Source organism: Mucilaginibacter sp. cycad4 (assembly GCF_034263275.1).
Classification (GTDB): domain Bacteria; phylum Bacteroidota; class Bacteroidia; order Sphingobacteriales; family Sphingobacteriaceae; genus Mucilaginibacter.
In genome coordinates, this window is the sequence record NZ_CP139559.1 from 5,037,988 (window position 1) to 5,058,835 (window position 20,848).

Genomic DNA, 20,848 nt, shown 5'->3' on the forward strand with positions numbered 1-20,848 from the left:
CCTTTGAGCTAATATCCGTAACCAGCAATACAGCTCTTTGTATAGCGATAAAATATATTACCTTCAATTTCTGCTCTGCAGTTGCAGGCAAAAAGTCTTGTGCAGGCAGATACTAAATTTCAATCATTTAACTTATTAAACCATAACAGCCTCAAGATTAACATTAAAGAACTTTTTTAGCAGGACTGGGATTACAGCCTGCGCAGTTAATTAAAAGAAGCGAATTACACATCTTTAAGTACTTCCTAGCTGGTGGATTGTAGAACGCACATTTGCCTGAATTGACACCACGAAGAGTAGCCCCAAATTATGAGCGGTTGAATTCTACAAGCATTACTGTTGTTTATTTATCCGCTATAAGAATTATGTTGATTTGTTTTTAAACAGTTTCTTAGAACGATACCTGGTTGTAAATAGACAGTGCCGGTGAGTTAAGATTATAATTTTCACGACCTTATTACTTTTGGTCAGCGCCGCGCATTGCTCTTCGATTACGGCATTTATGTGTCTCACAGAATTTCGGGGCCACAGGCTCTTTACCCCATATTTTATTGCCAGCACGCCTCGGGTGGTTTTTAAAATGTTCGTTTCGTTCTGAAAAATGCCTGTCAATGGCAGCCTGGCAATCTTCAAGGCTGTCATAGTTGCTGTTATGTATAACTGTTCTTGCCAGGCCGGAAAAAACTGATTCGATCACGTTCAGGAACTGTGTACAAGACGGTAAGGGCATTGGCACTACCAGCGGTCGACTTTCCTCATTATGATCTTTGATAAAGTTGAGCAAGATATTTGACCGGTGCCAACTTACATTGTCCCAACAAAGAAAAATACGTTTTTGATCCGAATATTTAGCTATAAGTATCTCGATGAGCTTCATAGTCTCGAATGTGTTTTTCTTAATGGAATAAAAGTGGGTAACCTGATTAGTAGATAATTCGAGAGCAGCGGTGCATATCACCACGCCCTTGTGCTTCTGTTTATTCGGTATTTGATAGTCCTCGTTGCCTTTTTTTAACATTCTTCCACCTTTGATTTTAACTCCAACCGGCCCGTATTCATCGATAGAAAAGAATTTTTCATCTTTCTTCAACCGTCTTAAAATATTTTGTAATCTATTGATTTTTTCACGGAACTTAGGGTCTTGACTGGTAAGCATGTCCCGCGACTTTTTAAAACGGTACCCATTTTGTTGGAGTGTGTAAGAAGTTTGCGCCCAGGAGACTTTTTCAGCGTAGATCTTTTCGTAAGTGTCTGCCAAGGCAGTGATTGTCCAACTGGTGCGGTTTAATCCGTGCATTTTCGGAGATTCATGTAGCAATTTGATGAGATTGTCCGCCCGTGCTTTCATCCGCTTTATTACCGTAGGAAAGACTTTGTGCTTAGGCAATTCAAACGCACTCAAGCCTTTGCTCTGATAGGTATTGATCCAGCTTTTTATAGTTTCAAATGTTGCCTCTGTTTTATCAGTTATGACCTTATAACAGGAGGTTTCCAGCGCCATGAGAAGTGTAGTAGCGATTTGCCATTTCCTTCGATTTACCGAACGTTTCCATTTTTTTAAAACTTTCAGGTCTTTCTCCGGTATAGATTGAATTATTGGGGGTTTTTCCGGCACATCATTTTCTTTAATCCATATGTAGAATAATTCAGTGAACGGTAGATAGGCGTAGCCCTGGGGATATAGCTTTCGATATTTTCGCCAAACAGGTTTTGCTTTCACGCCTGGTTTTTCGTCAGCTAACAAACGTGGCAAAACGCTGAGGAACTGGACATACAAAGGGGTCATTCTATGTTGCTTAGGTTCTTCGGGCATGAAAAAGTTCATGTCGTTTAGTTTTTCCGGGTAGGCTGCTTTGATACGCTTAAACTCAGTCATATATCGCCAGGAAGTAACAGTCGATATGCTCAGTTTTTTTGCGATCCGGTAGCCCGTCTCATCGCCGCGGATGAACTGTCTCCGCATAATGTTAATTTGCTTTTGAGGAATCTGGTGCCGTCTCATGGGCATTGGCCGTTGATTATATTAATTCAACCTGGCGGGTAAACAATTGTTTCAACTAAACTGACACGCCCAGCATCGTATAAATCAATCGCCGATTCATCTGCAGGGCGAGATTGTAGTTATTTTAATCAAGGAAAGCAATAATCGAAATCAGTGAATTTAAGTGCCCGGTTAAATCGTTTCACGCATTAATCTGTAATAAACATATAAACTTACATGGCAGAAAACACAACTCTAATGGTAGCGCATTCTCCAGACTTGCAGGTGTTTTAATTACGCAGGAAACCGACCTGTAATGACATCATTCTCAGATATCTGCTACCGGCAGTTATCAGCGGGTAAAAAAACATTTTCCCTTTAAAAACCACGAAGCTGTTCGTATATTGACATTGTAAAATCATTTACGCTCCTGTGTATCTTGTCAATAATCCTCTGTTTCAAGACAAATGGAATCGCAAAGGATCGTTGGACGATAAGGGAAATAAGAAAAAAGCATTTTACATCCTGCAAGATTATTATCATCAAATTTCAAAAAAACAACTGTGGCTCCCCGTTCATTGGGTTCGGTTTTAAGAGCTTTTGTAATCAGAATACCCCATCTTCCGCCAAATTAACAGGAATTCAATTCTTAAAATACTTGGTTGATAAATTATTAAACATTCCAAAGCTGATCTTCCTGCTTTACCGCCGCCAAGTGCCCAGAACGCCATAGTGGTAAATGGAAGTACCAGCAAGGGTAATATCATCAGGAATCTTCTTTTCTTTAAAAATTCGTTGGTATGCTGCGGCTTCGCAGCCATCTGTTCTTGCTTTTTCATAAGATCTATTTTCGATGGGTTAATGAATCTGTTTTTACTACGGTATCCTCCCCTGGCGGCTTACCATTCGACGCTTCACCGATATGATGGGAAATGTAGCTTACACTGGTACCCGGCGCGGACTTGCTGGGTTGCAGGATCAAGCTGGTCACCATCGCCCCCGCAAGTACCACGAGGATCAGGGCCAGTATCCACGCTTGCCGGCGGAGGGAATAATTACCAGCCAGCCTGTTCATGCGCTTACTGGCCTGTGCCTGCCACCTAAGAATTTTTATGGCGATCCCGACCGCCAACGGATCGTTTGCCGCATCAATAATTTTCGGTTGTCTGCTGAATAGGTTCATAGGATTAATTTTTAATGGTTGTATCGCGGTTGGTCAGCACCTGCCAGTGCTGGATCAGGAACCCGTGTGGATTATTGTCTGTCTGTTGCTGCATATCCCGGACCTCGCCGCGGGTCACCAGCTTCCGTGTAACCGTACTGCTCGCCCGGATGAGCTTTTCGGTCGCGTAACACGTGAAGGAGTATGGAAACTGGTTTCCCTCCAAACTCGTACTGTCTACCTTGATCTGCTGCGAGATATTCGCAGAGATCAGGTTATTGAAATAACCGGACTCTTTGAGGTTATCATACTGGTGTTTGGCGGATTCGTCGGCCAGGTAAAGCGCCTTGGAGATATTGGCCCGTATAGCCTGGTCATCCGGGCTGAGATTAAAAAAATCCTCGTGGAAAGTCTTGATATGATCCCGCAGCTCTACCGGCAGGTTGCTCTTCCGGTCAGAAGCGATCGCCTCCAGCACTTTCCCGTTATAGAGGATATGGACGGTTTGTTGTGCCCTGGCAACGGTTTTACCATTGATGTAACAAACAAAACAGGTAACGAAAATATTTGCGGCGATCAGCACGATGCTGAAAACTTTGATGTGCTTAAAGGCGGTGTCGATATTTTTGAGATGTGTAAACATGGCAATCGTATTTGGTTAAGGTTTTTTTTGATCACCGGTTAAGCGCCCGGCCTGGTAATTGTCGCCGTGATTCTCCCTGCCGCCGGACCGGTATCCCGCTGCAAGATCACCGGGCGCTGAAGCAAGATTAAAAACACCGTTTAAGACCCGCTGCCCGCCGGCCGTACCCGCTTGGGTAATCGTACGGGAAGACTGGCTGATCAGCGTATTTACTTTTTGCAATAAACCGTTTGCACCGCCTGCATTCACTATATATCCGGCAATGTTGGGCACCGTGAAATAACCGAGGATGCCAATGATCAGGAAGATCAGGTATGCGGTATCAGTGGCACTGAAGAATGTATCACCGGTGTTTTCGACCTGCGAGATATCCAGCTTGAGCATATTTTCCTGCACCTTGCCGATAATGGCTCCGAAGATATTGGCAACCGGCAGCCATAGGAATACGTTGATATACTTGGCTAACCAGACGGAAAGCGTTTGCTGAAATCCGTCAAATACCGCCAACCCAAAAACGATCGGTCCGAGAATGGCCAGCACGATCAGGTAAAACGTCCTGATCGTATTGATACAAAGTGCAGCGGCTTCATAAAGTACCTGTAAAACCTCCGACATCCATTGCTTTACCGTATTCCTGAAATTATAGGAGGCCTTGGCCATTGCAAATTTGACATCATTGCCAACACTTTCGAACACCCCCTCACTGCTACCGGACTTATCATCGGGATGCGTGTACTTATACCATTTTTCCCGGTCCCCGTCCCCCTGATCACCGACATACATTTGCCAGGTTTCCGTCTGTTTTACTGCCGCTTCTTTGGCCTGCAACAGCTTTTCGATAGCGGCGTCCGAATTTTGTACCATCCCCGAAGTAGCAGTGACGGTCGGTTGCATGATGCCGTTAATAACAGCGATCACACCCGGGAAAATGATCAGCGCGATACCCAGGGCGAAGGGACGCATCAGGGGATAAAAATCGATAGGCTCGGCATTGGCGATCTGCCGCCACACCCGGTAGCTAATATACAATAGTGCGCCAAAACCTGCTATGGCGCGACCGACTCCGATGAGTTCGCCGCACAGTGGCAGCATATCATTATATACGCTGTCAAGGGTCGTCTGTAATCCATGGATGTCATCGGCAATCCCCGCTGCATGTGACTTAAATGGCAATAGTATCATGGCCATGGCGACGATGCCGGCAAATAATAGTTTCTTTTTCATTATGATCAGTTTTTAATAGTAAATACCTGTTTCATTGTCCGGATGTCCGCCAGATCTTTGGAGCGCTGGATAGCGAGCAATGCTCCCTGCCGGTTAAAGGATCGAAGGAACTGTAGCTTATCAGCCCCTGTTGCATAAAGCCGGTCAATGCTTTCGATGCGCTCCGCGTCTGACATCCGAAGCTCATTCGCCGTAATCAAATGCGTGAGTTCCGTCAGGTCATCCAGACTTTCGGCGAGTAGCCTGGAATACACATTTTCCATGTAAGCAAGCTCAGTGACGTTGAAAACATCGCTGCTCCGGAATCCCGAGATGGCCGCCTTATACTCACCTACTAATCTGACCTGCATACTGATGATTTCACCTACACGCCCGTAGTTCCTGATAGAAGGGTTGATGGCCATCAAGCTTCCCAGATAGAGATCGTGCAGGTTAAAATTACCTTTGGATAAGTTCGAGACCAGGCCATAGCCTTTGCTATAGATCTGGTAGCCGGTCTTCATATCGTTTAGGATATTCTTGAACTGTGTTAGCTTCTTCACATCGAGTATCAGTTGCTGGAGTTCCTGGCTTTGAGCCGATGCTTTCCCTGGAATGATGAAGGACAATAGCTGCAAAACCAGCGGTAACATATATTTCAAAAGATGCTTCATAGCGAAATGGTTAATGAGTGAAGTATAAAGCCCTGCTCGCCTGTAAGGAGCTGTTTTCCAGCTGCCGCTGAACGATGAGTATTTTAACACCATCCAGGAAAGACATCATAAACCGGTAGTTATCCTTCATCGCTTCATGGATCTCACTGATCAGCCGCAGTCGCTCCGAATCATTCACTTTCAGCCGGCCATCCGTAATAACCTGCTGAAGTTGAGCGATCTGTAAATCGCAGTCCCTGTTAACGGCGTTACCCACCGTTGCTACGTATTGCACTTCCTGAGGCCTCAATCCGGTATGCTCATTCACCTTTCCAAATGCCCGGCCTATTTCGCTCCGCCAGTTCAGGATCTCGTCGATCTGCGGATTTTTCCTGATCGCAGGATCAGCGGTTTCGAGCCTGGTATAAAATCCGGTATGCAGCGTGTATTCAGAACTGAGATAACCGGATATGGAACCGAGTCCTTTGCCGGCGATCTGATAGCCATCCCTGACGTAGCCGCCAAGAACCTGGAGCGCGGCAATCTGCTGAAGCAGGTATTTCTTCTGAGTGCTGTTCTGCCGGAACCACTCCGCGAAAGTTTGTGCATGGGCTTTTGTGCCCATGGCCGGAACAGCCAGTACCCAGGAAGTATAAAAAAACAGCATGAAAACCCGTTTGCTGCATTTTCGTTTGTTGGTCTTATTGAGAGATTCCATAAAGCTTTTTGATGGTTTTTATTTCACCTGTTTCCTTGCCACGCTGCTGGCTGAGTAATATATTCTGCTCGTTGAAGCGATGCAGATCATCATAGTTTTCATCAAGCTGATCGCCCGCTTTATTGATGAGAACGAGCCGCTGCTCATCGGTCATCTGGGTTTTGAACCCGTTAATGACCATCATGATCTGATCCAGGTTCTTCAGGCTTGCATCCAGCATTCCGGCATACACCTCTTCCATATAGCTCAATTCCGCCGGGCTGAAACGGCCATTATGATTGACCACCGCCCAGGCTTGCCGGTATTCCCTGACCATTGCCAATTGCTTTGTCGTCATATCCTTGATCCGCTGGTAATAAGTGATCACGGATTTGATCTGCCACAGCTCATCATAGTAATTGCTGTAGAGTTGGCGCTGCCGATCTGTCCAACCGGTAATTTCGTCCAGCCTGAGTTTGGAAAGCTGATTCTCCAAAGCCTTCTGCGCGTTTTGCAGCCAGATCGTTTGATTTTGCATGCGCTGCACTTTGAGATCGATCGCCTTGATCACTTTCGTGGCCGCGGCTTTGATAACGTCCGTAATGACGAACTGTGCCCTGGCATTTTCAGCCGATACCGATACCAGCACAAAAGCAAGACTGATCGGCAGCGTAACCTTAAAAATTTTCATAATCCTCCCTTCTCCCGACAATGCCGGGCTTTAAATCAATTAGCCATCAAATCATTGTACTTTTTGGTAGGTAGCCCCGAACGAAAGGCTTTTGAAATCCGGCTTAAAATATATCTGTCTGCCAAACGCAGTTTCCTGCAGGATAAAACCGTCTGTGTTGAATGTAGCCATCCAGCGGGTTCGTTTGTATTCCATCGGGCCAACGTTGCCATGATCGATTCTTCGAAATCCGGTCCTTCTTTCTACCTGGTAAGACTTGCTTTGCCGATTGAAATCCTGAATAATAAGCGTATCGTTCACGACACTGAATTCTTGTTTGAAGGCCGTTGTATAAATTCCGGCTATTGATTTTTCCTTAGCACTTTCACAGCCGGCTACGCATAACGTAATCATGATCATTAATTGAACTTTCAGCGTTTTCATAGGCCTTACTTTATTTTTGATTTTTTTGTTCTTTAACCATGGCGGTGATCCCCTGCTCCATACCGCCATGTATAGAAGCCAGTTCCTGGATTTTGACCCGTTCGGTACCTTCCGTCGTGTATGCAAAGTATTCCTCGGAGCTGAGTTCATTTTTCACCACCTTCATCACCTGCCCGCCGAGATCGATATAAATGTCCCGGTTTTCCTTGTTCACCGATAAGACCTGTGCTTTCCCCTTATCAGACATCCCCAATGTGGCCTGGAGTTTATCGAACTTGTTCAGATAGCTGCGCATATCCATCAGGATCTTGATCGCCGCGTTGTTAATGATCGCATCCTTCACAATAGGTGAACTGATCAGGTCGTCAAGTTCCTGGGTGACCACGTTCGGAACGCCGTTGAATTTCCGGATGGTCTTGAAGGCATACTGAATGAAACCCGCCATCCCGGAGTTCGCGATAGCTTTCCAGGCCTCGTCAATCGTTAACACCTTACGAATGCCCTTCAGTTTCCGCATCTTGGAAAGGAACATCTCCATAATGATCAGTGTCACCACCGGGAACAGGATCGGGTGGTCTTTGATGTTATCCAGCTCGATAACCACAAAGCGCTGTTCCAGCAGGTCAATATTGTCGGAAGCATTCAGCAGGTAATCGAATTCACCGCCGCAGTAAAAAGGTTGCAGCACGTACAGGAAACTGTCCAGGTCGAAATCTTTGTCCTTGACTTTATGGGTTTTCAGCACCCTGGCATAGGTTCCGGACAGATAATCGTAGAAAGTATTGAACGACGGAAATATACCTGGGTGCTTGCGGAGATGGTTATAATAGCCCTGCAAAGCATTGGATAAGGCGACATACTCGCTCCGGATAAAACTTTCGTTCTCCTGTTTCCATAAGGTCACGAGCAGTGCTTTCAGGCTCTCCTTTTTTTCCGTGTCCAATGTTTGCCCCTCCGGGATATAGAAAGGGTTGAACCGGATAGGCTTAGCTTCTTCATAGGTGAAATAATAGCCGCCGACCAGCTCGCAAAGCCCCTTGTAACTGCCGCCGATATCAACCGTTACACAATGCGCGCCCTGGTCATACAGCGTACGCAGGATATGGTTGACCGTTATGCTCTTTCCGCCGCCGGACGTCCCGCAGACCAGCATGCCCATGTTCGATGTGATACCTTTCTTTCTCGGCGCATCGAACAGGTCGATGTAAACCGGCCTGCCGGACAGGCGGTCACAGAACCGGATCCCCTGGGATGGCGGGTCACTCCGGTAATTGCTTTCCAGGTTCAGAAAACAGGTGCCCTGTTCGAGAAAAGTATCGAAGGTATCATTCAGCGGGAAGTCCGCCGCGTTTCCCGGGATACCGGCCCACCAGATCTGCGCGGCGCCGTCCGATTCCAGCTTGGCGCTGGCCCCGAGCTGCGCCATCGCGGAACCTACCTGGTTCTTGATCTCCTGCAGTTGTTCCTGCTGATCACTCCAGATCATGACATTGAAATGCGCCTTCACCGGCAGCCTTTGCTGGCTGATCGCCTCGTTCAGGAAATCATTGGTCGCATCCATGCTGATCGTGTTTTCCCGGCTGTACGCCGACAGCGATTGCAGCCGCAGCTTCTTCGCTTCCAGTTGCTTCAGCACTTTGGGCGTATCATCGATGAAGAGGAACTGGTTGTAGATATGGTTACAGTCGAGCAAAAGGTTAAGCTGGCTGGCAAATCCTATCGGGAATTTGGTCTGGTCCGTACTGTACTTTTCAAAGGTGATCCTGCTGCCGCACATCGACGGCATGTCCTCGGCATCCCCCAGGGTATAGATACGCACATGTTCATCACCGACCTTGATGCCGTCTTTCAGGTGTACATCTTTCAGCACAGGCCGCTCCCCGCCACCAAGCAAAAAGCAATACTGCTCCAGCAGTCCTGCCTGTTCCATCGTCCCGGCCAGTTCATCATCATTGAGCCGGCGAAGCGATAATAAACCGCAATCGCCGAGGATCCGCGTAAATTGCCCGGCTTTCTCTTCAAATTCCAGGAATTCCCGCTCATCGGTCGTCTGGCGCGGAACGAGGTGCTTTCGGAATAGTCCGGAAAATGCGCTGCTGGCCTGCTTGCGGTCGCCGGCTTTTTTGGTCAGCATCAGGTAACAGTCATGCTCGAGATAGGGCCGGCCCCTGAAGTGCCTGTCAGCGGCACGGTTAAGAAAGCTGCTTTCCGCTAGCCCGTTACCCTGATACTGCTGCTTAATGAACCGGTCCTGTTTGTGGATGACACTGTGTTTTGGTAATACTTTAATGGCGCGTATCCAGGCCTGGTGATAAACCTCGTAATCGTTATCCGCTAACGTAAATATTTCGGGCAGCATCAGCTGGTAGGCTATCGTGATGTCACCCTGCGCGGAAACGAGGCAGTTATGTTCCACTTTATAAACCGGGAATATCCGCGCTGCATATTGAGATGTCGCCATGACTTATTGTTTTAAGTGAAGGAATAATTTGCGGGAACTGAACTTCAGGTAGCCGGGGATATAGCGTTTCGCCGTCTTTTTCATCAGGCCGTGCTCACCATACCGGTTACTGAGCTGAAAGACCTGGTAAAACAGCCCTCCGCCGGCGGCAGCAAGCACCAGGATGCAGAGATAAGCCGGAACGCCCGTTATGTAAAGTATCGCGAACAGGACCAGCAGGGCCACCAGGCCACCTCCGAGGTAGCCGATATACTGGGCCTTAAGCCCTTTGAACTCAATTGATTTATTGATGCCTTTATTGATTTGATAGATCGCCATTTTGCTGTCCTCCTTTCGTTTTTTAAATCCCGAAGAATGATTTGAGGACAGTGGCCACCACCACAAGGAAAATACAGCTGCCGAACCAGGCGGAAGCCATCTTTCCGGTATCGTGTTCACCATCGTTCCATTTTTTATAAACCTTGATGGCTCCCACCAGTCCGCTGACAGCCCCGATCGCATACATCAGGTTGGTGCCAGTATCGAAATAGCCTTTGACCTGGTTGGTCGCTTCGGAAATACCCGCGTTGCCGTCAGCCGCCCACAGGTCCTGTATGGAAAGAGCGATAACAGAAATCAACAGGAACACGATCTTAACCATGGCATTGATCCTGCCTTTTGCATGTTTTAAAACTGAGATTTTCATATGGATATGTTTAAGGGTTAATGATTCGTCCAGTAACTTTCCAGTTCATCCGCGCTGAGCTCGAACGGGAACTGGCCTTCGCTTTCTTCCAGCAGCATTTCGGTCACCTGCTGACGATAAGGAGGCTCCCCGAGCTCCGGGTACTTTTCTACCAGGATCTTGAACAGCATTTCGAAATTTTCTTTGCTTTCTCCGGATTCGTTGATCACCCGGATCAGCGTTCTGCACTCGGACATCATTCCGGAAAATAATGCGGCCACTTCGGCGCTTGCCTCCGCTATTCCGTTATTGAATGTCCCGTCATTCCCGTCTTCGTCAGGATTGTCAGACGGTCCGAACTGAAGTTCTTCTTCCGCTGCTTCCCGATGAGCTCGGGCAGATCCCATAACCGTATAGGCCGGCTCGGGAACAAACCCCGTTTTCGCCGGATCGGTCACCGGCTGGCGACCGGAAAGCAGGTAGAGGAAGGCAATGATTTCCTTTTTGTAAAAGAAGACCGCCACGTAAGCGTAATAAAGGCTGAGCAGGATCGCCATACCGGAGATAAATGCTGGCCAGGAAATTTGACTGAGCATACTGGGTGGATTTTCCGGGGCTCCATTGCCGCCGGGTACGGTACAAAGTTGGCCAGACGGCTCCACGGTTTACTCCGAGGTAGTCCGACTCGGAGCACGACTTTTTTCATTATTTTTTCAATAAAAAAAGCGGCCGGGGCCGCTTCTGATGGATTTAGTATTTGAGTTTTTTCTGGAGTCGCGTCATGAACGCTTCCTTCATTTCGTCGATGTAGAGCGTCGGGCTCGGCCTCCCGCATAACCAGTCGTAGGTGTCATAAAAATTACCCAGGGAGATATTGAAAGCCCGCTCGATAAATTTCACGATGCTTTTCAGGTTCTTCTTGCCGAAAGCTTCTGTCGCATGCCAGCTGTAAATAAGTTCGATCAATGCGACCTTGGTCTGCTTCCAGTCGAAATCCCTTAATTCCAGGTCCGCGCCGGCAATGGTCTCCTTCCGGCTGAGGCAGGCGATGGCCTGTTCCAAATGTTCCTGTAAAAGGGCACTCGCCAGGACCTGGGCCAGCTTATTGTCATGACTGGTACTGAATGCGGGATCAAAGTCAATGATGCACAGGTCCGGATCGAGCTGGACATCATATTGGCCCCGCATAAAGTAATGCTGGTCGAGGTATGTGGCCTGTGTGCGGACGTATTGAAAAAACGACCGGTTGCTCTCAAAAAAATGATTAAGGATATTGATCTCCTGGCCATAATAATCGCTGATCACTTTACTGTCGCCAATGGGCTTACGGAGTTCGATGTTCAAAAGTGACTGGTGAAAGATGAGCTGGCATTTGAATTTGGGTTTGATCTGCTTGAAAAACCGGATCTCGTCCCCGGCTGAGCCCGGTTCATGCGCTTTACAGAAATCTTTCAGCTTCCGGAGACTCTTGAGGCATAAATGGACCGATTGTTCAAGCCTTCTGACCAAATGGTCCTCTTCCAGCAGTAAGGTGTTCAGGTCTTTATTCAGATCTGCATATAACCGTTCACTAAATTTTAAAATCATAATTCACAATGCTAAAATGAACAGGTTTGCCACCTGTCAAACGAAACAGGTGAACCTAGCAATTCCTGCGGGTATCAATTCTTCATAGGCATGTTATTTATGGAAATAAACTTTATTGACATAGGCGACCATTCGCTGAAGGTAGTCCAGCACGATAGCTGCAGTAAGCTGATCCTTGCTGTAAAAGGCATGGTTGAAACTCTTGATCGAAATATGCCCTTGTTTTTTTGAAGTAAAGTGCCGGATGAAAAAACGCATGATCGTCGCCGCGTTTTGCTCCGGAAAGCATCCGTTCTTGTGAAAAACACGGATAAACATCGCGAACTGCGGTACGGAAAGTACCAGCCTCATCTGTTCGTCCGTTCCGGGGTGTTCTACCGATGGATCCGTCGCACCATCCGTTATCTGCAACCGCAGCCAGGGCAATATCTGCTGGTCGATCGGCGGAAGCTCCTTGATGAAACGGTCGTCGGGGTTTACATAAATATCGAATAGCGCATCGGTTTCCTGCGCGATCCTGTTTTCAGGATCGCCGGCCCGGGATTGGTAGTGCCCCCTAAGCCAGTTGGCGAACCGGTAAGAATTCAGGTTTCGCTTAAATAAGATACCGGCCAGCCGTCCTGTCGTAACCGCATCTCCGCCGTTAAGTTCATCAAGGACCAGCGTAAGCAGACCATTGATCTTCGCTAACCTCCGATAACTCAGACCTGAGACCTGTACGTCTGCCAGGTATTCTTCAACATCCGCGCACAGGAGCCTTAAAAGTTCAGGCGCTGCAACCCGCGTGGCCGAAACGGCTATTTGATCAAGATATGCAGCGATAACCAGCTTTTCCTGCCTGACCGTATACGCGGAAACATGATAATCAATGTCGAAAAAACGGTAGCAACGCTGCCGCAGGAATCGGAGCAGTTGCTCCAGTTCCGTGAGGATCTCCTGAACGAACAAAGGTTTGCCGGCGCCAGGTCTTTCAGGGCCGGCCCCGTCAACCCGGTCGGAGAGCTCCGTGATACCGGCCTGGTGAAACAGAACGTACCGGCTGACCACGTGATCTTTGGCTGCACTGAAAATCCTTGTCGTCCAGTTGTTTCTGGCCCTTTCACATAATTTTCTTAAACGAAAAAGATCCGGAGGCATGGTTGGCCCTGCGATCCCGCCGGCATCCTGCAGGACTAAAAGTATTAAATCCTCGATATCTAACAATTCAGACTTCAGCAACATAAAATACTTTAAAGCGGAATAATCATATATGCGTTAATAAATAATCAAAAAACAAGCATAAAATCACTTATTATTGAATTATTTATAATTATTCATACTTTCAAAACAATATGCGTACTAATCGTAGTTATACTGGTAACTGTTGTATTAGTAGGATCCGTTCCCGTGGGCGGATCGGTCTCGCCAAAGTGATTTTTGGGGAAAGGTGCCTGGTAGTCGCATACCGTACTGACCCTTTTGATCAGTCTTTTTGTTCTTTGCGTTTTCATCGATTTTAGTTTTCAGGCAAAGGTATCCGCGCAGGGCTGCGGTGGTAACTTTATTACGCCAGGGGGCATTTGCGCCATGCAGAAAAGCCTTTGCTTCAAAATATTCAATCAAGCATCGTGAAACTATGACGTTAAAAAAGAAATTACTGGTTCATACCTTTGCCTGGCTGGTTTATATCAGCTACGAACTGGGTTTTGTGGCGATAACAAGTCGTATCCACATTACGCCCGCGCCGCTGCTGATCTATTATGCGCTCAACATTTCCCTTTTTTATTTCAATGCGCACGTACTGCTCAGCTTTGCGTTTTTAAAGACACGAAGACGGTATTTGAATGCTGCCTGCCTGATCATATTGGAGCTGGCGGTATACCTTGCTATCAAATATGTACTGGATAACGTGCTGACCGGCCATTATCTGATCGTGTCAGGGCGTCTGCCTGTATCACATCTTTATATTTATGAAAATTTGTATCGGGGCGGAAGTTTTACAGGTTTGAGCATCGCCTACTTCTCGACACGTTATATGTCACGGTTCCGCGAGAAAGCTTATCAGGAAGAAACCGGGAAGCTCAGGGCAATTACGCGGAACCTGGAGCTGGAAAATCAAATCATTTCGGTCGAAAACGCCTACCTCCAGAATCAGATAAGTCCTCACCTGCTGTTCAACTCCCTGAGCTTTATACACAGTGCCGTATATAAACTTTCAGACGCGGCCGGCAAAGGCATCATGCGCCTGGCCGAACTCATGCGCTATTCACTGCTCAGCGCCAACGGCAACGGAACAATACCGCTGCCCAGGGAAATTGAACAGATGGAAAACCTGATCGCCCTTTGTGCGATGAGGTTCCCGGGCGAATTCTTCGTGCGGGTCCATAAAAAAGGGCGCCTGAAAGGCAGGGAGATCATTCCGCTCGCCCTGATCACGCTGGTAGAAAACATGCTGAAACACGGCGATTTAGGCGATAAAAAGAATCCGGCACGTATCCGCCTGGAATTGACTGAAAACCGCCTTGTTTTTGAAGCATCGAATAAAAAGCGGCCGGTAAGCCTTTACCCGAGTGGCGGGCTCGGGTTGAAAAACATTGAAAAGCGGCTGCAAAATCATTACCGTGAGCGCTATTCGATGCTGATCAGGGATGAAAATGAACATTTTACGATAACATTAAATATTAGCCTATGAACCTGACATGCTACATCGTCGACGACGAATCCGGGGCCATCGATCTGCTGAAAGAATATATTGCGCTCATGCCCGGGTTAGAACTGACCGGAGCTTCCCAGGATCCCATGACGGCATTGGACCAGATCACCGGGGAACATGCGCCCGATATTACATTCATCGACATCGACATGAGACTGCTTTCCGGGCTTGAACTGGCGGGCATGGTCAATCTCTACACCATGGTAGTTTTCACCACAGCTTTTCCCCAGTACGCCCTACAGGCATTTTCGAAAGAAGCATTCGATTATATGCTTAAACCGATAAGTTATGACCGTTTCGCTGATTGCGTCCATCGTGCAAAACGCAAGATAACGAAGCGTTTAAAGGCTTCTCCTGCCGGTCTTCAGGATTTTTTTAATATCAAAAGTGAGATCAAGGGTAGAATGGTGAGAATTAAAATGGAGGAGGTTGTCTACATCGAAGGGGCCGGGAATTATATTACGATTCATACCCGTGATACGAAACACATCACCTACCTGACGATTAAAGAAATAATGCCTCGCCTACCGTCCCATTTTGCCAGGATACATCGCTCATTTATCGTCAATATCAATTACATCAGGATTATAGAAAGAGCGCAGGTCAGACTGGAAAATGGCCGGGCGCTGGTCATGGGGAATAATTACAAGGAATCTTTTTTGGATATGATGGATGCCAGACTGATCAAAACCGGCCGGGCGTCCTGAACTTCGCTGCGCATCAGATTTTTGCTGCAGAATGAAATGCTGAACCGGCACCTCCAACCGCTAAGGGGGCGGTATTCTACCATGATGCTTCGCTCTTCCTTTCTTAGCCAGCAGAAATTTATAAAGGAAGTAATACGTGACCATTTCCTGCTTCCTCGGCTCGTCCGTAAATATCCGGTTGACATGCATATGCACGATACTGCTTAAAAATTGATTTTTTTCCGGAGTGTCACCGGCACGGTTTTGTGCCAGATCGCGGATGGTCCGGAGAAAATGCCTGGTCGATTTCCATTTAGCGCTTAAATACTTTTCATTGCTTTCCACTAATGCCGCTTCGATTTCCTTTTGAAGCTTACGGTATTTACGGTCAAGCTCCACATGGAGCTTCGTAACCTTAAACTCGGTTAAAAAACGAGCATAGCTTTGATAACAAAAAAATACCAGGTCCTCATCCTCCTGGATGAAATTACGCAGTATTTCGAGGGTAGATCTCAATGCGAATAGAAATAGAACGCTTGGGCCGGTAATCGAACTGATCGCCTGCAGCACCAGTTCGCTGCTTGCCCAGAAAAATATCTCTGTTTTTTCAATACCGGCGTAATGATAGCGTTCCAGCTCCCTGCTGTAAACATCGACCTGGTACTCCCGTACCACATGCTGCCTGATCCGGTCTTCCAGTTTCACTTTAAATGCGCCTAAAACTTCATTGATATCCCTGCGATCGACCAGCATGCGTACCCGGAGATGCGGTGCATGGTCTTCATAGCGAACAAAGAACCATCGCCGGATCTTTCCATGGCTGAACCTTTTGCGGAGGATCGGCCGCAATTTCAAAAGTAGCCGCGAAGCGCTGATTTTAGGGGCGTAAATCTTAAGATAAAGCCATTCGGAACCCGGAATATATTTACGGCGGGATCCGCGCCGTTCTCCCGAATGATGTTTAAAAATTGCTGATGGCGGAAGTTTGAACACTTCATCGGGCAGCAGGTACGCATTATATTGCCGGACCTGCTCACCAGTGATTACCTCCTTTAAAACGACCTCACTTTTATTTCGGATACAATGCAGGAAGAAGATCGCTTCCGGCGGGTTCCGCAAACCGAAATGAAGGTGCTGATCTCCTTCTGCAATCGCGATTACATCAGGTATGCGGAGTTCTTCGCACAAGATTTGCAGTTGCTGCAGGTTTTTCTCCATCGAAGCTGTACCGAGCTTATTGAGCTGCGCTTCCCTGATCACCCAGGTCGCTGCGAACAGGATCGTTTCTCCAAATTCGACTCTCGGGTAAAATCCGAGTCCGGGGAAAAATTGGCGTAGATCGAGAACTAAGCTATTTCTCCCATACTGGTAAGGAATATCCGCCAGAAAACGAAATAAGGGTAACTTGTTAAGGCTGTGATTATAGGCCGAAGTCAGCCGGGGCACCACCACCTTTTGATGCTTTTTGGAGTATAGAAAAACCTGATGGGTATGAACTGCGACGCACAGGTCGGACAATTCTAGTTGCCGCTCAACCGGCAGCAGCGAAACAGCGCTTACCGGTAATTCATATTGCCAGATCTGCTCCCGCCTGTTGATGTTATCCGTATGCGGATCAGAAAGATGGAGGAGTTCCGCGAAGATCACACCCGGGTTTTGCGCTTCCTGGTTTTTGGCCATCGCCTTTGCTGCCTCGGTGATGGCCGGGTCGCCGACCGTAAAACGGCCCAAAAGTGCAGGTGCGTTGTTTCCGCCCGCACTTTCGATCACCACCTGCTGACCCGCCAGCCTGAAAAGCACTGACATCCCAAGCACTGCAGGTGGTTTTTGCCCGCTTTGCAACCCTGTAAGATCATCCGCTTGCAGGTGAATGACATGGGTTTGCCGGAATTGGTCGCCATGCCAGCGCTCCAGCAGCAGGCTGTGTCCGGCCGTCCATACCATCGAATCTTCAACAGGGGTATTGAGCGGAATGTGTAAAGTTTCCAGCAAAGGATGATGCTGGTCGGATTCAGGGACATGATAGCCAATGCCGGCTTCAGGATCGAGGGCGGTAAGCAAGGGAATACATTGCCCTTCGAAATAGGTGTTGAACTGCCTGGCGAAAGCCTGCATCGCGGTGTTTTTCACATCCGGGACAAGAACGGAAAGCGCATCAATACCGGACGCAATCTGGGATTGAATCGAGCTGCTCAGGACTTCCCCGGTTGAAAAACGGTGAAGAATGACACTCAATTCTTCCTTCACATGCTCCCGGGCAGGCTGTGGAAGATAAGCCCGTAAGTCTGATTTTAATTGCCTGATGTATTGCTCTTCAACGATGTGCTCCCTGAAAAGTTTTCCGGAAACAGCTTGCATCCGTTCATTGGCGTGCTGTTCGAAAAAATCCGCGCCCGTGATATTGCAACGGCTCCTGTCCAGCAAGATTTGGGCGTCAATGAGGAACTCCAGATAGGCATCGGCTTCATCAGGTGAGCATCCGGCTTCCATACCGATAAAGTCAATAAGTTCGTTCCCGCTCTTACCGCCGTGGCAAAAACTTAACAGGTCGCCAAGCAGTTTCGAAAAAGCTATAGATTGCAGGCTGTAATTCCGGATGCTGAAGTTTTCATTAAGCCCGCTTCTCAGGAACCGGAATTCATGCAGAACCCGGTACACACTGGGATTCGGATCAAAGATCGCCTCCGCAGTTGCATTTTCCTTTGTTGTCCCTGCTGCAAGTGCTGCCTGATAATGCTGGTCAGCGCGAATAACAGGGTAATAACGGACCTCAGCTTCGCCGGAAACAGGATCATCGTCCCATTGCGCAAGCGTAACCGAAGAAAAAAGGCCAAACGGTGTCGGCCGGAAACAGAAACGGTTGTAATACTTCAGCAGGGTTAATTGCTGTTTGTCAGACAAAAGATCCGGACGAAAGCCGGATTGCTCAAGCCTGCCATAAAAAACGGGCGATGCCAGCAAGACCGCCGTTCGAAAAAGAGGGTCGGCAACGATCGCCGCCAGGTCCGTGGTATAATCGGAGCTGTTCCGCCTTGGCATCCTCAGCAGTAAATCCCGGGCAAAATTATATCTCATAAGCAACATTTAAATCACGTATAAAATATTAAATGTCATACAGACAATTAATACCTGTTTTGATGTCCCGTATTAAATTTAATTTCCCGGGAACATCGTTGCAGGGATGGGGAAGACGCTTTTCCAAATTGGGAGATAATAGGCCGCAGTGCCAGCAATGTCCTGCAGGCGGATTGCCGGCAAAAGCATCATGTCATTCCTGCCTTTGTATCCTGAAGCGCTCTAAAGACGGTTACCGCGGATTTGCCGGCTGTTTTCGCCAGAAACGGATAAAAAGGCCAGCGAAGGTTTTGCCCGCGGCAGAAAGACCCGGTCATCATCCGTAAAAGATCTGGAAAGCGGAAACAGGTAAACTCGGCTGTTGAGCAGCAAGGCGATGATGTCACAGCTGGTATTCCGCGCGATAGCGCTGCTGCCAAACACGAACAAAAGAAAGACAATGGTAACCACGATCTGCAAGGCACACCTTAAGGAATGAGGACTGCGACGTACCCTATCAACCGCGTCAATGGCAGATTGGACAACCTCCTGCGCTGGTTCCGTCGATGAACGCGCTCACATTCGTAATTCATGATCTGGGCCTAAACCTTCCGGATTAACATTTATACTAAAGAAATGCCGGATACATTGATCAATGTATCCGGCATTTCTTTAGTTTTCGCCTTTATTGAGTGCCGTGATCGTACGCTGATCCTTTACTGTATAATTTACCCGGTCTAAAGCGCCGCCGGTGTCCCAGTAAAATGGCAGCATCCCGCTGGCTTTTGCCTGTTTAGTGATGTAAGTGAGCCAATAATCGATGGCATCATTATGCGTTGCCAGATCCAAAGGAACATGCGATGTATTGCCGCGCCTATAGGCTCCGTATTCGCCCAACAACACCGGAATACCCTTATCTGCAAATTTTGTCTTCATTTTATTAAAGGCGGAATTTACATCGCTTTCTTCGCCCCATGTAGCATTCCGGTCAGGTTCTATGGTAGAATGATGGCCTGCTCCCCAGTAATAAAACATCTTACCCCAGCTTGCATCCCCATCCATGAGACAGAACTGGTAAGGGGTGTAGTAATGTACCTCGACCATCATTCGGGATGCTACCTTGTCCTGAGGAAGGGATGTCATCAGATCATTGGTTTCACCAATATCGGTTGAGGGTCCCTGAACAACTAATGTGCGGTAACTGTTCCTGCCACCTGTGGCTCGCACTGCATTGATAAAAGTTTGATGATAGCTATTAAGTATTGTCATTTTTGCTGCATCATCTACATTTGGTTCATTGGCACTGGCAAACATCAAGTGTTCATCAAAATCGCGCATAGTCGTTGCAATTTGTTCCCATAGTGCCTTTTGTTTAGCGTTCACAGAATCCTGCTTTGCCGCCGTTACGTTATTCTCCAACCAGCCACCGTCCCAATGGATGTTTAGTAATACGTACATGTCATTGTTTACACAATACCCTACTATTTCTTTTACCCGTTTTAACCAGTTCGGATCTATCTGTGCAGTAGCTGGGTTACTTAGATGTCCCCAATTCCATGCGCATGGAAGACGTATGGCATTAAACCCCTGTTGTTTTACAAATTTGATATAGTCTTCAGTAATAGCAGGGTTACCCCAGGCTGTTTCTCCGCCCGGAGCTTCCAGTGTATTACCGATATTCCACCCCAGCTTTATCTTAGCTGCAAGCTGAACGGCATTTCTGCTCATTCCGCTCGCGTCGGCGGCCTTGGGCGATGTGTTATAACTGGGATAGATGTTAGAAGTTTGCAATACTTTTAAAGTCCTCGCCTGGCCATTGGAAGAGTTTATGGTTATTGTACTTGAACGTGTTGATCCGTTCACGTTTTGTGATAATGTTGTTAAATGAATAACAGTATTACCGTGGCTGCCGGATGTGTTATCTAATTGCAACCAGGAAGAACCCGGATTAACGATATTCCATTTAGCATTACAGCTAACAGAAAAATCCTGTGTCCCGCCTTCAGCTGTAAAAGTTAAGGCCGTTTGGCTTACTGTTAGTTCCGCCGGCGCGTTGTTTGTCTTTTTGCAGGACAAAAGCGATATTATCGCAGACAATATTAATAATTTTAAAAAATACATTTTTTTCATTTTATTACGTTAAAATGGGTTAATCTTACCGGCCTATTTTTGCCGAGAAATTCTTATCCGACTTTTATATTTATAGAATTTTATCACTTTATCATTGCTGTTCAAGTCTTTCGTGTGTATA

The 20,848-nt window shown here is 47.3% G+C and carries 21 protein-coding genes; 2 read left to right on the plus strand and 19 right to left on the minus strand.

Annotated features, from left to right (window positions below):
• Positions 1 to 457: 457 nt before the first annotated feature.
• The 16 genes from SNE26_RS20435 to SNE26_RS20510 form a co-directional block, all read right to left on the minus strand.
• Complete coding sequence (locus SNE26_RS20435; protein ID WP_321555750.1) at positions 458 to 1,963, minus strand: IS630 family transposase; 1,506 nt, start codon at positions 1,961 to 1,963, stop codon at positions 458 to 460.
• Between the two features lie 608 nt (positions 1,964 to 2,571).
• A complete protein-coding gene (locus SNE26_RS20440) occupies positions 2,572 to 2,820 on the minus strand; it encodes a hypothetical protein (RefSeq protein WP_321555751.1) in 249 nt (82 codons plus the stop codon).
• Between the two features lie 5 nt (positions 2,821 to 2,825).
• Positions 2,826 to 3,164: a hypothetical protein gene (locus tag SNE26_RS20445; RefSeq protein WP_321555752.1), complete on the minus strand. Its 339-nt coding sequence runs from the start codon at positions 3,162 to 3,164 to the stop codon at positions 2,826 to 2,828.
• A gap of 4 nt (positions 3,165 to 3,168) precedes the next feature.
• Complete coding sequence (gene traK / locus SNE26_RS20450) at positions 3,169 to 3,786, minus strand: conjugative transposon protein TraK (RefSeq protein WP_321555753.1); 618 nt, start codon at positions 3,784 to 3,786, stop codon at positions 3,169 to 3,171.
• A gap of 15 nt (positions 3,787 to 3,801) precedes the next feature.
• Positions 3,802 to 5,010: a conjugative transposon protein TraJ gene (gene traJ / locus SNE26_RS20455; RefSeq protein ID WP_321555754.1), complete on the minus strand. Its 1,209-nt coding sequence runs from the start codon at positions 5,008 to 5,010 to the stop codon at positions 3,802 to 3,804.
• A 5-nt stretch (positions 5,011 to 5,015) separates the two neighbouring features.
• Positions 5,016 to 5,663: a TerB family tellurite resistance protein gene (locus tag SNE26_RS20460; RefSeq protein ID WP_321555755.1), complete on the minus strand. Its 648-nt coding sequence runs from the start codon at positions 5,661 to 5,663 to the stop codon at positions 5,016 to 5,018.
• A gap of 10 nt (positions 5,664 to 5,673) precedes the next feature.
• The gene (locus SNE26_RS20465; protein WP_321555756.1) at positions 5,674 to 6,360 is read right to left on the minus strand and encodes a hypothetical protein; all 687 of its coding nucleotides are present in this window, start codon (positions 6,358 to 6,360) and stop codon (positions 5,674 to 5,676) included.
• Complete coding sequence (locus SNE26_RS20470) at positions 6,344 to 7,030, minus strand: conjugal transfer protein TraI (RefSeq protein ID WP_321555757.1); 687 nt, start codon at positions 7,028 to 7,030, stop codon at positions 6,344 to 6,346. Before SNE26_RS20470 ends, SNE26_RS20465 begins: the two co-directional genes overlap by 17 nt.
• A 51-nt stretch (positions 7,031 to 7,081) precedes the next feature.
• Positions 7,082 to 7,453 carry a hypothetical protein gene (locus tag SNE26_RS20475; protein ID WP_321555758.1) on the minus strand — a complete coding sequence of 124 codons (372 nt, stop codon included), beginning with the start codon at positions 7,451 to 7,453 and terminating at the stop codon, positions 7,082 to 7,084.
• Between the two features lie 10 nt (positions 7,454 to 7,463).
• Positions 7,464 to 9,914 carry a TraG family conjugative transposon ATPase gene (locus tag SNE26_RS20480; RefSeq protein WP_321555759.1) on the minus strand — a complete coding sequence of 817 codons (2,451 nt, stop codon included), beginning with the start codon at positions 9,912 to 9,914 and terminating at the stop codon, positions 7,464 to 7,466.
• A gap of 3 nt (positions 9,915 to 9,917) precedes the next feature.
• The gene (locus SNE26_RS20485; RefSeq protein WP_321555760.1) at positions 9,918 to 10,232 is read right to left on the minus strand and encodes a DUF4133 domain-containing protein; all 315 of its coding nucleotides are present in this window, start codon (positions 10,230 to 10,232) and stop codon (positions 9,918 to 9,920) included.
• Positions 10,233 to 10,254: 22 nt separating this feature from the next.
• Positions 10,255 to 10,554 carry a DUF4134 domain-containing protein gene (locus tag SNE26_RS20490; RefSeq protein WP_321560047.1) on the minus strand — a complete coding sequence of 100 codons (300 nt, stop codon included), beginning with the start codon at positions 10,552 to 10,554 and terminating at the stop codon, positions 10,255 to 10,257.
• Between the two features lie 62 nt (positions 10,555 to 10,616).
• On the minus strand, positions 10,617 to 11,174 hold the full coding sequence (locus tag SNE26_RS20495) for a hypothetical protein (RefSeq protein WP_321555761.1): 558 nt from the start codon (positions 11,172 to 11,174) through the stop codon (positions 10,617 to 10,619).
• A 154-nt stretch (positions 11,175 to 11,328) separates the two neighbouring features.
• Complete coding sequence (locus tag SNE26_RS20500) at positions 11,329 to 12,165, minus strand: RteC domain-containing protein (protein WP_321555762.1); 837 nt, start codon at positions 12,163 to 12,165, stop codon at positions 11,329 to 11,331.
• A gap of 93 nt (positions 12,166 to 12,258) precedes the next feature.
• Complete coding sequence (locus SNE26_RS20505; protein WP_321555763.1) at positions 12,259 to 13,386, minus strand: hypothetical protein; 1,128 nt, start codon at positions 13,384 to 13,386, stop codon at positions 12,259 to 12,261.
• Between the two features lie 92 nt (positions 13,387 to 13,478).
• Positions 13,479 to 13,655 (minus strand): hypothetical protein, encoded by a 177-nt coding sequence (locus tag SNE26_RS20510; protein WP_321555764.1) that lies wholly within the window; start codon positions 13,653 to 13,655, stop codon positions 13,479 to 13,481.
• A 125-nt stretch (positions 13,656 to 13,780) separates the two neighbouring features.
• Here SNE26_RS20510 and SNE26_RS20515 point away from each other — a divergent pair, with 125 nt between their 5' ends.
• Complete coding sequence (locus tag SNE26_RS20515; protein ID WP_321555765.1) at positions 13,781 to 14,836, plus strand: histidine kinase; 1,056 nt, start codon at positions 13,781 to 13,783, stop codon at positions 14,834 to 14,836.
• Positions 14,833 to 15,564 carry a LytTR family DNA-binding domain-containing protein gene (locus tag SNE26_RS20520; RefSeq protein WP_321555766.1) on the plus strand — a complete coding sequence of 244 codons (732 nt, stop codon included), beginning with the start codon at positions 14,833 to 14,835 and terminating at the stop codon, positions 15,562 to 15,564. The genes SNE26_RS20515 and SNE26_RS20520 overlap by 4 nt, the downstream gene beginning before the upstream one ends.
• Before the next feature lie 60 nt (positions 15,565 to 15,624).
• Here the strand turns inward: SNE26_RS20520 and SNE26_RS20525 are convergent, their stop codons facing one another.
• The 3 genes from SNE26_RS20525 to SNE26_RS20535 form a co-directional block, all read right to left on the minus strand.
• Complete coding sequence (locus SNE26_RS20525; protein WP_321555767.1) at positions 15,625 to 18,618, minus strand: lantibiotic dehydratase; 2,994 nt, start codon at positions 18,616 to 18,618, stop codon at positions 15,625 to 15,627.
• 222 nt (positions 18,619 to 18,840) lie between these two features.
• Positions 18,841 to 19,077, minus strand: a complete 237-nt coding sequence (locus SNE26_RS20530; protein WP_321555768.1) for a hypothetical protein — start codon at positions 19,075 to 19,077, stop codon at positions 18,841 to 18,843.
• 192 nt (positions 19,078 to 19,269) lie between these two features.
• On the minus strand, positions 19,270 to 20,727 hold the full coding sequence (locus SNE26_RS20535; protein ID WP_321555769.1) for a cellulase family glycosylhydrolase: 1,458 nt from the start codon (positions 20,725 to 20,727) through the stop codon (positions 19,270 to 19,272).
• Positions 20,728 to 20,848 lie beyond the last annotated feature (121 nt).

Bases quoted from the DNA above. Each gene is read 5' to 3' on its own strand.
- SNE26_RS20505 (WP_321555763.1), bottom strand. From the start codon at position 13,386: ATGTTGCTGAAGTCTGAATTGTTAGATATCGAGGATTTAATACTTTTA.
- SNE26_RS20440 (WP_321555751.1), bottom strand. From the start codon at position 2,820: ATGAAAAAGCAAGAACAGATGGCTGCGAAGCCGCAGCATACCAACGAA.
- SNE26_RS20465 (WP_321555756.1), bottom strand. From the start codon at position 6,360: ATGGAATCTCTCAATAAGACCAACAAACGAAAATGCAGCAAACGGGTT.
- SNE26_RS20490 (WP_321560047.1), bottom strand. From the start codon at position 10,554: ATGGTTAAGATCGTGTTCCTGTTGATTTCTGTTATCGCTCTTTCCATA.
- SNE26_RS20445 (WP_321555752.1), bottom strand. From the start codon at position 3,164: ATGAACCTATTCAGCAGACAACCGAAAATTATTGATGCGGCAAACGAT.
- SNE26_RS20510 (WP_321555764.1), bottom strand. From the start codon at position 13,655: ATGAAAACGCAAAGAACAAAAAGACTGATCAAAAGGGTCAGTACGGTA.
- traK (WP_321555753.1), bottom strand. From the start codon at position 3,786: ATGTTTACACATCTCAAAAATATCGACACCGCCTTTAAGCACATCAAA.
- SNE26_RS20470 (WP_321555757.1), bottom strand. From the start codon at position 7,030: ATGAAAATTTTTAAGGTTACGCTGCCGATCAGTCTTGCTTTTGTGCTG.
- SNE26_RS20480 (WP_321555759.1), bottom strand. From the start codon at position 9,914: ATGGCGACATCTCAATATGCAGCGCGGATATTCCCGGTTTATAAAGTG.
- SNE26_RS20525 (WP_321555767.1), bottom strand. From the start codon at position 18,618: ATGAGATATAATTTTGCCCGGGATTTACTGCTGAGGATGCCAAGGCGG.
- SNE26_RS20520 (WP_321555766.1), top strand. From the start codon at position 14,833: ATGAACCTGACATGCTACATCGTCGACGACGAATCCGGGGCCATCGAT.
- SNE26_RS20475 (WP_321555758.1), bottom strand. From the start codon at position 7,453: ATGAAAACGCTGAAAGTTCAATTAATGATCATGATTACGTTATGCGTA.
- SNE26_RS20515 (WP_321555765.1), top strand. From the start codon at position 13,781: ATGACGTTAAAAAAGAAATTACTGGTTCATACCTTTGCCTGGCTGGTT.
- SNE26_RS20485 (WP_321555760.1), bottom strand. From the start codon at position 10,232: ATGGCGATCTATCAAATCAATAAAGGCATCAATAAATCAATTGAGTTC.
- SNE26_RS20535 (WP_321555769.1), bottom strand. From the start codon at position 20,727: ATGAAAAAAATGTATTTTTTAAAATTATTAATATTGTCTGCGATAATA.
- SNE26_RS20495 (WP_321555761.1), bottom strand. From the start codon at position 11,174: ATGCTCAGTCAAATTTCCTGGCCAGCATTTATCTCCGGTATGGCGATC.
- traJ (WP_321555754.1), bottom strand. From the start codon at position 5,010: ATGAAAAAGAAACTATTATTTGCCGGCATCGTCGCCATGGCCATGATA.
- SNE26_RS20460 (WP_321555755.1), bottom strand. From the start codon at position 5,663: ATGAAGCATCTTTTGAAATATATGTTACCGCTGGTTTTGCAGCTATTG.
- SNE26_RS20435 (WP_321555750.1), bottom strand. From the start codon at position 1,963: ATGCGGAGACAGTTCATCCGCGGCGATGAGACGGGCTACCGGATCGCA.
- SNE26_RS20500 (WP_321555762.1), bottom strand. From the start codon at position 12,165: ATGATTTTAAAATTTAGTGAACGGTTATATGCAGATCTGAATAAAGAC.